This is a genomic window from Dendronalium sp. ChiSLP03b (assembly GCF_034531165.2).
Taxonomy (GTDB): Bacteria; Cyanobacteriota; Cyanobacteriia; order Cyanobacteriales; family Nostocaceae; genus Dendronalium; species Dendronalium minutum.
Map to the genome: position 1 here is coordinate 1 of NZ_JAVRBR020000109.1, position 10,510 is coordinate 10,510.

At 42.7% G+C, this 10,510-nt stretch carries 8 protein-coding genes; 4 read left to right on the forward strand and 4 right to left on the reverse strand.

Features of this window, described 5'->3' with window-relative positions; translation table 11 throughout:
* Nucleotides 1-110: 110 nt before the first annotated feature.
* Nucleotides 111-2,381 carry a recombinase family protein gene (locus tag RMY31_RS25255; RefSeq protein WP_322667192.1) on the reverse strand — a complete coding sequence of 757 codons (2,271 nt, stop codon included), beginning with the start codon at nt 2,379-2,381 and terminating at the stop codon, nt 111-113.
* 78 nt (nt 2,382-2,459) lie between these two features.
* Between RMY31_RS25255 and RMY31_RS25260 the strand changes: the two genes are divergently transcribed.
* Nucleotides 2,460-3,791, forward strand: a complete 1,332-nt coding sequence (locus RMY31_RS25260; protein ID WP_322667195.1) for a proton extrusion protein PcxA — start codon at nt 2,460-2,462, stop codon at nt 3,789-3,791.
* Between the two features lie 100 nt (nt 3,792-3,891).
* Nucleotides 3,892-5,187, forward strand: coding sequence for a murein transglycosylase A (locus RMY31_RS25265; RefSeq protein WP_322667197.1), 1,296 nt, complete (start codon nt 3,892-3,894; stop codon nt 5,185-5,187).
* Between the two features lie 79 nt (nt 5,188-5,266).
* Here the strand turns inward: RMY31_RS25265 and RMY31_RS25270 are convergent, their stop codons facing one another.
* From RMY31_RS25270 to RMY31_RS25280, 3 genes are all read right to left on the reverse strand, one after another.
* Nucleotides 5,267-5,896 carry a J domain-containing protein gene (locus RMY31_RS25270; protein ID WP_322667199.1) on the reverse strand — a complete coding sequence of 210 codons (630 nt, stop codon included), beginning with the start codon at nt 5,894-5,896 and terminating at the stop codon, nt 5,267-5,269.
* 219 nt (nt 5,897-6,115) lie between these two features.
* The gene (locus RMY31_RS25275) at nt 6,116-6,709 is read right to left on the reverse strand and encodes an ATP-dependent Clp protease proteolytic subunit (protein WP_322667201.1); all 594 of its coding nucleotides are present in this window, start codon (nt 6,707-6,709) and stop codon (nt 6,116-6,118) included.
* Between the two features lie 178 nt (nt 6,710-6,887).
* Entirely contained in the window at nt 6,888-7,550 is a 663-nt protein-coding gene (locus RMY31_RS25280; RefSeq protein ID WP_214434173.1) for an ATP-dependent Clp protease proteolytic subunit, read from the reverse strand.
* A 249-nt stretch (nt 7,551-7,799) separates the two neighbouring features.
* Between RMY31_RS25280 and RMY31_RS25285 the strand changes: the two genes are divergently transcribed.
* Together RMY31_RS25285 and RMY31_RS25290 are read left to right on the forward strand one after the other, a co-directional pair.
* Nucleotides 7,800-9,056, forward strand: a complete 1,257-nt coding sequence (locus tag RMY31_RS25285) for a vWA domain-containing protein (protein WP_322667204.1) — start codon at nt 7,800-7,802, stop codon at nt 9,054-9,056.
* On the forward strand, nt 9,053-10,333 hold the full coding sequence (locus tag RMY31_RS25290; RefSeq protein ID WP_322667206.1) for a VWA domain-containing protein: 1,281 nt from the start codon (nt 9,053-9,055) through the stop codon (nt 10,331-10,333). The genes RMY31_RS25285 and RMY31_RS25290 overlap by 4 nt, the downstream gene beginning before the upstream one ends.
* Nucleotides 10,334-10,510: the final 177 nt, after the last annotated feature.

A 10,510-nucleotide genomic window follows, 5' to 3' on the forward strand; every position in this document is an offset into this window, starting at 1 on the left:
CGGGCGCTACAGCACCATTGTTAAGACGGTTTTTGCTGTCACGGTACTACTCAAGTGTAAGATTTCTTGACTTTAAAACATTCCTGAGACTGTGTTTCTTCTATATTTTGCTAGTGCGTCGCCGCGCTAGTTAGAGGCTCAAATGGTACACAAGCATGTACCAAAGGTAATAGCGGTCCTAGTAGTTCTTGCCCATTGACTGCTAAATCGCTGTGACATAAATAAACTTTTTGGGAAACACGAGACAGCAAATCTGCCAAAATCCTTCGTAGTCTTTCTTGTTCTGCCAATTTTTCATCTTCTGCTGTCCAAGGTTCTCCTAACCTGTCTTGCAGGAAAAAGGGCGCACCGAATAACGTAGCTGCACCACCTTTTGCCCACAGAGGTGAACCAGCATCCAGCCAAAAATGCCAGCGGTGCGATCGCCGACTAGAACGGTATTGGAAGATAGTTGCTAGAGTGACAGCCTTTTTGGCTGGACCGATGGGACGCAGGGGGTAGGGATTGGCAGTGATAGTACCACGCCGCAGCAGTTGAATGAATTCGGCAAGTGCTGATTGGGAAGATGAGGGAGACGCGGAGAGTTCTTTCACCGCGTCCCCACGTCCCCGTGTCTCCGTGTCTTCTTCTCCTACTCTCCCTAAGGCTGTTTGCCGCAGTCTGGTGTCAATTTCCCAGTAGTGTTGGGCGGTTTCTAACAATTCTCGCAGTGCTGCAAGTTGGTCGTAGGGAAGATTGCTGCCATTCCACAAAAAGCGCTGAATTGCTCTGTCTAACAGAGAAATGGGACTAGGAATCAGACGCAGTTCTTGTTGCGATTGCTGTTTTTCTATCCACTCTAATATCTCACTATAGGCGGTGCTGGCTGCATAGCCAATTCTATCCCAGCGCTCAAATGTTGTTACTGGTAGCAAATTAGGGCGATCGGGATGGGGTACAAAGCAGTAATCTGCTATTAATCCAGCACGTACTGGGTCAATGTCAGTGCTGAGTGTTGAATTTTGAGTGCTGCCTTCTGCCTCCTGCCTCCTGATATCTGGTGTTTCTCGTTTCTTGCTTAGAACAACGAGCATTTCTGCTACAGCATCCCGGTCTACTAGGCGACCTAATCCGGGATACACTAGTGCGAGCATGGTGAGTAATGCCCGAATCACAGGTGAACTAATTAGGGGGCGTTGGTCGTTGAGTGATTCTACTTGGATGTTTTGCTTGATGAGGATTTCTACTAGGGTGTAACGAGCGATCGCATCCAAACCTGGTGCTATAATTGCCACCTGGTCTGCTTCTACTTGTCCCGATTTAATAGCATTAACTATCACTTCTGCTGTTTGCCGCAACAGTTGGGCCCGGGATATGGTTTGAATGGATCGTACTGCCTCTGGTAAACCAGACAGTACCATCGATTCTGTGACTAATTCCACCATTGGCGTAGCAAGTCTATCCGCTAAAGACTCTGAAGGTTGCCCAGTCAGACTTTCTACTTGACAACGGCCTGCTAGTCCTTCCAAATAGTTAGGGTCTGCTCCCAATCCCAGCCGCACTGCACCATCAGGGTTGTAGCTAAATGCCCCTACTGCACCTCGATCCAACAAAAAATCAAATAGGTGACGCGCTATGCCAGGATAATCATCGACATTATCCGCAAGCACCGCCTGATAGCGTTGAGTGAGATACTGTTGGTAATTGCGATCGCTTAACAAGTGCTGACTGTAAAGCTCGGTAATGATGCCATAAGTTAGCAATCCTCTTTCTAAACACCAGTTACGCCAATCTAGTAATAAAGACCCTAAAAATTCCGGCTCTAAATCTATGCCATTTTCCTGTAAGCCCTTTTGCAAAATCTCGGCAATATCTTCACAAACTTTGCCACTGTAAGCTGCTAATTGTAGTAAATCTAGAATCCGCCTTACCAAGCGGTATTCATTTACTCCTGCACGACGTAAGGTTTCTTCGTCTAATTGAGAACGCCAGAGTTTTGTTGCCAATTCTTGCTCTGTTTCTGGACGTAATCTTACCGGAAATTGTGCTTTTAGATTCAACGATTGAATCAATAAAGGCCAAAATAAAATAACTTCATCTTGAAAAAAACCCAATACTGTCTTCGCACGAACTGGATATTTGCCTAAAGTGGCTGTAACAATTTTATCTCCTAATTCTCGGCGATTCTCATCGTTGGCTGCTAGAACTAAAACTCCTGGCTCTGTTTTCTCAAGATACAAAGGTTTGGTTATGCAAGTACTTGCTTGCAATTTTTGTTTTTTAGTATAAAATGATTCATAACTGTGATTTTCATTTTGTAACCAGCGACAAAAATGCTCGACTAACCGAGTAGTCTTACCACTGCGGCTAGTACCTATAATCCAAACAGAATAAGAAACCACAAACCTTCTCCTTGTAGATTTGTTAGTATACCTTGTGCGTTAACTTAGGGTTAAGAATCACCAAAAAATGCTGCATGATTGCCTACAATGAAAATTTCTGTTTTTAGCCAAAAAATATACCCTTTCTTGCTGTCTGCTTACCGATGGTATCTCCAGACCCCAGAGCGTTCTTTGGATGAGGCTTACAAGGCTGCATTACAGATTAAGGCAATAGAAGACGAGCATTTTAATGGTAATAAAATAGACTTAAACTCAACCATCCACAGCAATAGTGTGATGGATTACTTTGAGTCAGACTTGAAAAAACAATTAAAAATTGTTCGGATGCGACTGACAGAGTTTAAAGCTAGCCGTTGGTTCTCAAATGAATCTAAGCAAAAAGCTGCTCATAAAGCAGGGATAGAATATCCTAATCCTTCCTTAATTTTAGAAAAGTTAAAATTTATTGATGATGTCACATCAAAATACACTAACTATGATTATGAAACGACTTCCTCAGCCGTAGTAAAAAAACCTCAAATTGTTCAAGTCGAGCCAAATGAAATAGTTCCAGCATCCCCGCCACAATTATCAAATCCAAATAAAGAACCAACTCCTAAAAAGCGTGGAAAAACTGATACAACAGGAATATTACCTCGGTCGCTCTTAAGCACTATAAGTCGTCTGCAAATTGAATTAGATCCAACTTCTGAGCAAGATGTTGTTAAAAGTTTTCGTCAGGCTCAAAAAAGAACAATAATATCTATCAGATTTATTTTACTATTAATTATAGTACCTCTGTTGACTCATCAGATATCTAAAATATTAGTAGTAGGCCCACTGGTTGAGCGTTTTAAAGGAACTGAAACAGAGACAGTTTTCCTCAATTATCAAATGGAAGAAGAAGCATTAGTAGATCTGCAAAGATTTGAGGAAAAAGTCAAATTTCAAAGCCTGATTACTAATACACCACCACTATCTCCACAAGAGATAGAAAATAAGATGCGAGAAAAGGCAATCGAAATTGCCGAGGAATTTCGCGAGGAAAGCACCAATGCGATTAAGAATGTTTTTGCAGATATTGTCTCTATTATTGCTTTTATCTGGTTTTTACTTGTCAGCAAGCCTGCCATTGCGGTGCTAAAAGATTTTATTGATAATATTGTTTATGGTCTGAGTGACAGCGCTAAGGCATTTATTATCATTTTATTTACTGATATATTTGTCGGATTTCACTCTCCTCATGGCTGGGAAGTAATTCTAGAAGGTTTATCACGTCACTGGGGCTTGCCAGAAAATCGAGATTTTATCTTCTTATTTATTGCTACATTTCCGGTGATTTTAGATACCATTTTTAAATATTGGATATTCCGCTACTTGAACCGTATATCGCCTTCCGCAGTTGCTACGTACCGTAATATGAATGAATAAGAGACTGGGGACTGGGGACTAGGAAAGAATTCTTTGAATCTAATTCATAATCCTCATTAATAAATACCTATTAACCAATACTTAATCTCCAATTGTCTGAATGAGAAAGAAAATTGTAGCTATCAGCGTCGGTTTACCTGTGATTCTGGTAATTCTTTTGGGACGTATGCAATCTTTAGGATATCTGAAACCCAGTCCGCCAGAATGTCGAGTAAACAAGTGGGATGTACCAGCGTCTTTGTCAGAGCCAACACAAGATACACTTATTCAAAAGCAAAAAGCGCTACAGCCACTTATTGAGAGGTTGCCAGTGACTTGTTGTCAGGATGATGCTTCTTGTTTAGATGAAGTTCTCTATGGAGGAAAAAACAATCAATTACCAGATAAAAAAGCGCTGATAACAGCTATCGATCGCAGTTTGCGATATCTGCAAACCTCTAATGCTGTTACTGCTTATCAACGATATCAATTAGTTGGAATTACACGCGATCGCGTATTCAAAAGTTTAAAAAGATTCCGCGAACTGTTACTAAAAACTAATTCTGCAACTGAACTACAGAAAGCTATACAACGGGAGTTTGTTTTTTACCAATCAGTTGGCAAAGACAATAAAGGTTCGGTTTTGTTTACTGCTTACTATGAACCACTTTATTTTGCCAGTCGCGTTCCCACAGCAGAGTTTCGCTATCCGGTTTATCGATTACCTCCTAATTTAGACTCTTGGCCTAAGCCTCATCCTACACGTCTAGAATTAGAAGGAGCAGATGGTTTACAAGGCGCAAAAGGTAAACTACGGGGGTTGGAGTTATTTTGGTTTCGCGATCGCCTTGAACCTTATTTGGCTCAAATTCAAGGTTCAGCTAGACTTCAACTGACTGATGGTACTCAGACAACAATAGGCTATGCCGGTCATATCGCTTATAACTATAAAAGTATTGGCAGAGAATTGGCGAACGATGGCAAATTGCCGCTAGAGGGTATGACAATGCCAATTATCCTCGACTATTTTCAAAAGCATCCCCAAGAATTAAATATTTATATTCCCCGCGATCCTAGCTTTGTGTTTTTTCAAGAAAACCACGGTGCGCCAGCACAAGGTTCTATTAACGTACCAGTAACCGCAGAACGTTCTATTGCCACAGATAAATCCCTTATGCCTCCTGGTGCTTTAGCATTGATTCGTGCTGCTTTTCCCTTTGCCAATGCTAACGGCCAGATGGAACATCGGATCGTCAGTCGTTATGTACTCGATCAAGATACGGGAGGTGCAATTAAAGGCCCCGGTAGGGTCGATTACTTTTTAGGTACTGGTAAACTAGCAGGCGATCGCGCCGGGGTTACAGTCAGTAATGGACAATTATATTATCTGCTGCTTAAGCCTGATACTAATTCGTAATTCGTAATTCGTAATTAATATACACAGAAAAAAGTTTATACAAGAGGTTTCCAATTCCTGCTTCTAGGATAGCTGCCTCTTAAAAACTCTGCTCTAAACGTTGGAAGTCTCGTTGCACTTCATGCCACAAAGTTTTGTTGTTGGGGTCTGTTTTCAGGGCTTTTTTAAGATAAATTCTAGCTTTCAGTAGTTGATTTTCGGTAATTAGTGCCCGTCCCCAAATTTGATAAGCAACCGCTTGCCATTGCCGCACTTCGGCATCCCCTGGTAAGCGTTCTGCCAAAGCTTCCGCTAGTGCGATCGCTTGGGGAAATCTTTTTTCCTTTAAAAATCGTTGCAATTGCTCGTAAGTCTTCCACTTTAACCGCTGTTCTATTTCCACAATATTAGGCGGCTTTGGTGTGGGCGGCTTTTCGGTTTTTACAGTGGTTTTGGTTTTGGGTGCTTTTTCTTGGCGAGTAGCCTTTGTACCCTCATACCCAGATTTAGGCGATTGACTAACTCTTTGAACTGTCTCCTCTGACGGTACAACTGTTAACAGAACTCTATAAGCCTCTGTCAAGGCAATAAACTTATCTTTAGCTTTTGTATCATCTGGGTTAGTATCAGGATGATATTGCTGGGCCAGCCGTCTATAAGACGCTTTGATGTCGGCAAAAGAGGCTCCTGTCCTTAAACCCAATAAACGGTAGCAATCTCCAAGATCCATTGCGATCTATCAGCTTTCCAATATTTAGCTTTCAGCTATTAGCTTCCAGCTTGAGGTTTTAATAATAAAGACTAATTATCTAATTTATAGTTCACATTTGACAGTTTTTCTAGGAACTGGGTACTGGGGATTGGGGATTGGGGATTGTGAACTGAGGTATTAATTATTTTTCCCTCATCTCCCTCTGCTCCCTCATCTCCCTCATCCCCCCATCTTCCCCTACGGGCGTTCTTCAATTACACGGTCAATTAAACCATATTCTTTCGCCTCTTGGGCAGACATGAAAAAGTCGCGATCCATATCTTTTTCAATTTTGGCTACAGTTTGACCTGTGTTGCTAGCGTAAATCTCGTTAAGCTGGTTACGAATCCGCAGAATCTCTCTAGCTTCAATTTCGATATCGGTTGCTTGCCCGCGCGTGCCGCCAGAAGGCTGGTGAATCATGATTCGAGAATGGGGCAATGCCATACGTTTGCCCTTAGTACCAGCAGACAGTAGGAAAGACCCCATAGAGGCAGCTAGACCCACACAAATGGTCACCACATCTGATTTGATGTGTTGCATGGTGTCATAAATTGCCAAGCCAGAGGTAACCATGCCTCCAGGGGAATTTATGTATAAATAAATATCCTTACCTGGATCGTCTGAATCCAGATATAGCATTACGGCAATAATTTGGTTAGCAATTTCATCATCAATATCTCGTCCCAGGAAAATAATCCGTTCCCGGTAGAGGCGATCGTAGATGCTAATCCAATCTGTATATTGCCCTCCGGGCATCCGGTAAGGAACTTTAGGAACGCCTATAGGCATTTTCGTTACTCCGTTTAAATTAATTTAGGATTGGAGACTGGGGACTAAGGACTGGGGAAACAAGGGGACAAAGAGAATAACCACTGACAACTGATCGCTGACTCATAACTCAGCAACGCCACTTGCTCCACTTGGGGAGACCCCAAGACCGCAGTGGCTCCTCAGCACTCAGCACTCTTTAGAGGACACTCGCAGGTAGTGGAGGATTGGCTAGTTCTTCTTTCTCAAAAACTCTGTCAATCAATCCATATTCCTTAGCTTGGTATGGTGTCATATAGAACAGCCGATCCATATCTTTAGTAATTTTTTCTGGAGGCTGTCCGGTGGTGCGACACAAAATATCAACCATTGAGGCTTTATTTGCCAAAACTTCCTTCGCCCGAATTTGAATATCCGTTGCTTGACCTTGGGCGTAGCTCTTAGGCTGGTGCAGGATAATGGTGGAGTGGGGCAAACTGGCGCGGCAACCTTTTGTGCCTGCACTGAGCAACATTGCTGCCATACCCATTGCCGAACCAAGGCAGATGGTGTAAATGGGGGGCTTAATGTATTTTATAGTGTCAAATATGGCAAAGGCTTCGGTTTCAAAGCCAATGGGATCGCCACTATAACCGGAAGTGCCGGTCGAGTTGATGTAGATTTTAATCGGCTTTTCGGGGTCGTCGGACTGCAAGTACAGCAGTTCGGCCACGATTAATTCTGTGACAGCAGGAACCAGTGGCATTCCTAGATAGACAATTCTTTCCTTTAATAATAAGGAAGGCAAATCTGGCGGCGGTGTTCGGTAGAAATTATCGCCGTAATAGGGGGCTTGAACAGCCTTGATGGGGGAAATGTCCATAGCAACTGATCGCCTGAAACTATGCCGTTAACTGTAATACATCCTAGCGTGATGCTAGCTCTGTTCAAGTTCGGATTTCTCCCTATTGGGCAAAGAACTGAGCATCTGCCAATGAGTGGCTACTAAGATATTCTGAATATATTATCCGAATTTCTCAATGGATCTATATTAGGTAGGTTTTCCGTAGCGCTAATGTTGCGTTTTGAAGTTATTTATAAATATGTCTATCTTGACTAGGAAGTTTGGGTCATGAAAGTTAACTTGCAGCCTGTTCTGAATGATGCTAATTTGGACGCGAATCAACCGAGCAGTCAACGACAGTTGGCAATTTCGATTTCGGCGATCGCCCAAACTCAAGACCGTACTGTTCCCCTGAATTTATGTTTAATTCTCGACCATAGTGGTTCGATGAATGGGCGACCGCTAGAAACTGTCAAAAAAGCAGCGAACCAGTTAGTTGATAGACTTAATCCCGGCGATCGCCTGAGTGTTGTAGTCTTCGATCATCGTGCCAAAGTCTTAATACCTAATCAAGTTATCGAAGAACCAGAGAAAATCAAAAAGCAAATTAACCGTTTGGCTGCCGATGGTGGTACAGCAATTGATGAAGGCTTACGCTTGGGTATTGAAGAGTTAGCAAAGGGCAAAAAAGAAACGATTTCTCAAGCCTTTTTATTAACAGATGGCGAAAATGAACACGGTGATAACAATCGTTGCTTGAAATTTGCCCAGTTGGCTGCTAGCTATAATTTGACTTTGAATACTTTGGGTTTTGGGGACAATTGGAACCAAGATATTTTAGAAAAAATCGCTGATGCGGGTTTAGGCACTTTGTCTTATATTCAAAAACCCGATCGCGTAGTAGATGAGTTTAGTCGCTTGTTCAGTCGGATGCAAACTGTGGGATTGACTAATGCTTATTTACTATTCTCTCTTATGCCTAATATCCGACTAGCGGAACTTAAACCCATTGCCCAGGTTGCCCCAGACACAATAGAACTGCCATTGCAACAAGAAGCGGATGGACGCTTTGCGATCCGCTTAGGAGATTTGATGAAAGATGCGGAACGGGTGATTTTAGCTAATATTTATCTAGGACAGTTGCCAGAAGGTAAACAAGCGATCGCTAACGTGCAAGTCCGCTACGACGACCCCACCCAGAATCAAATCGGGTTATTTACACCAAATATCCCCGTTTACGCCAATGCAGTCAGGGCTTATCAACCAGACCTCGACCCCCAAGTGCAAAAATCGATTTTGGCATTGGCTAAATATCGCCAAACTCAATTAGCAGAGACGAAGTTGCAACAAGGGGATCGGGCTGGAGCTGCTACTATGCTGCAAACAGCTGCTAAAACCGCCCTACAAATGGGAGATACTGGTGCAGCAACAGTTCTGCAAACTTCCGCTACCCAGCTCCAATCTGGAGAAGAGTTATCCGAAAGCGATCGCAAGAAAACCAGGATTGTCTCAAAAACTGTGTTGCAAGATATCCCTCCCAAATGAAAGTTCAATTGCTCTGGTCACTAAATGATACGAATGTTGATGCCGCACAATTGAATAACCAACGTCAATTGGCGATTTCAATTTCGGCGATCGCTGGCGAACTCGACCAACATTTGCCACTCAATTTATGCTTGATTCTCGATAAAAGTGGTTCCATGCATGGGCAACCAATTCAAACTGTAATTCAAGCAGTGGAGCAATTATTGGATAGATTACAACCAGGCGATCGCATCTCCGTTGTAGCTTTTGCTGGTTCTGCGGAAGTGATTATTCCTAACCAAGAAATCCACAACGTTGAAAGCATTAAATCCCAGATTAAAAAGAAATTGAATGTTGGCGGTGGTACGGTAATTGCTGAGGGTTTGCAACAGGGAATCACAGAATTAATGAAGGGAACAAGAGGAGCTGTTTCCCAAGCGTTTCTCCTCACCGATGGTCATGGTGAAAGCAGTTTGAAGATTTGGAAGTTGGAGATCGGGAAAGATGATAACAAGCGCTGTCTCGAACTTGCCCACAAGGCAGCTAAAATCAACTTGACTATTAATACTCTTGGATTTGGCAATAGCTGGAATCAGGATTTATTAGAAAAAATTGCTGATGCTGGTGGTGGTACTTTAGCTCATATTGAGCGCCCTGAACAAGCAGTTGAGCAGTTTAGCCGTTTGTTTAAGCGTATTCAGTCTGTGGGACTAACTAACGCTTACCTACTGTTATCTTTGGTACCAAATGTCCGACTAGCAGAACTTAAACCCATTGCCCAAGTTGCGCCAGACACAATTGAATTACCAGTACAAAAAGAAGCCCATGGAGGCTTTGTTGTACGCTTGGGAGATTTGATGGATGTCGAACGAGTAGTTTTGGCGAATATATACTTGGGACAACTGCCAGAAGGCAAACAGGTAATCGGGCATCTGCAAATCCGCTACGCTGACCCAGCGGTGAATAAAGAGGGCTTGCTGTCCCCGATGATACCGATATATGCAAATGTGATACAGACTTATCAACCTGCGGTAGATCCCCAAGTGCAACAATCTGTTTTGACCTTAGCAAAGTATCGCCAAACTCAGTTAGCGGAAGTGAAATTGCAACAAGGCGATCGCACTGGTGCAGCTACAATGTTGCAAACAGCCGCTCAAACCGCTTTACAAATTGGAGATACTGGTGCTGCAACAGTTCTGCAAACTTCCGCCACTCGCCTGCAAGCTGGCGAACAACTTTCGGAAGCAGACCTCAAGAAAACTCGAATTGTCTCAAAGACTGTTTTACAGGATTCCTGAACTGTGGTATTCACTGTATCATTTTGGATTGTACAAGAGTTACAGCAGTTCCCGGTGTTATGAGGTACAGTAACAGCAATTAGTAAACCAATTTTTTAAATCTTGAGGATTCATTAAGTTGAGTGCAACTGAGATTACTGTATCAACCATTTTTGTTGTAGTTGGAGCAAAACTGCG

Excerpts from the sequence above, each read along its gene's own strand:
- RMY31_RS25290 (WP_322667206.1), top strand. The coding sequence starts at position 9,053 with ATGAAAGTTCAATTGCTCTGGTCACTAAATGATACGAATGTTGATGCC.
- RMY31_RS25265 (WP_322667197.1), top strand. The coding sequence starts at position 3,892 with ATGAGAAAGAAAATTGTAGCTATCAGCGTCGGTTTACCTGTGATTCTG.
- RMY31_RS25285 (WP_322667204.1), top strand. The coding sequence starts at position 7,800 with ATGAAAGTTAACTTGCAGCCTGTTCTGAATGATGCTAATTTGGACGCG.
- RMY31_RS25280 (WP_214434173.1), bottom strand. The coding sequence starts at position 7,550 with ATGGACATTTCCCCCATCAAGGCTGTTCAAGCCCCCTATTACGGCGAT.
- RMY31_RS25270 (WP_322667199.1), bottom strand. The coding sequence starts at position 5,896 with ATGGATCTTGGAGATTGCTACCGTTTATTGGGTTTAAGGACAGGAGCC.
- RMY31_RS25275 (WP_322667201.1), bottom strand. The coding sequence starts at position 6,709 with ATGCCTATAGGCGTTCCTAAAGTTCCTTACCGGATGCCCGGAGGGCAA.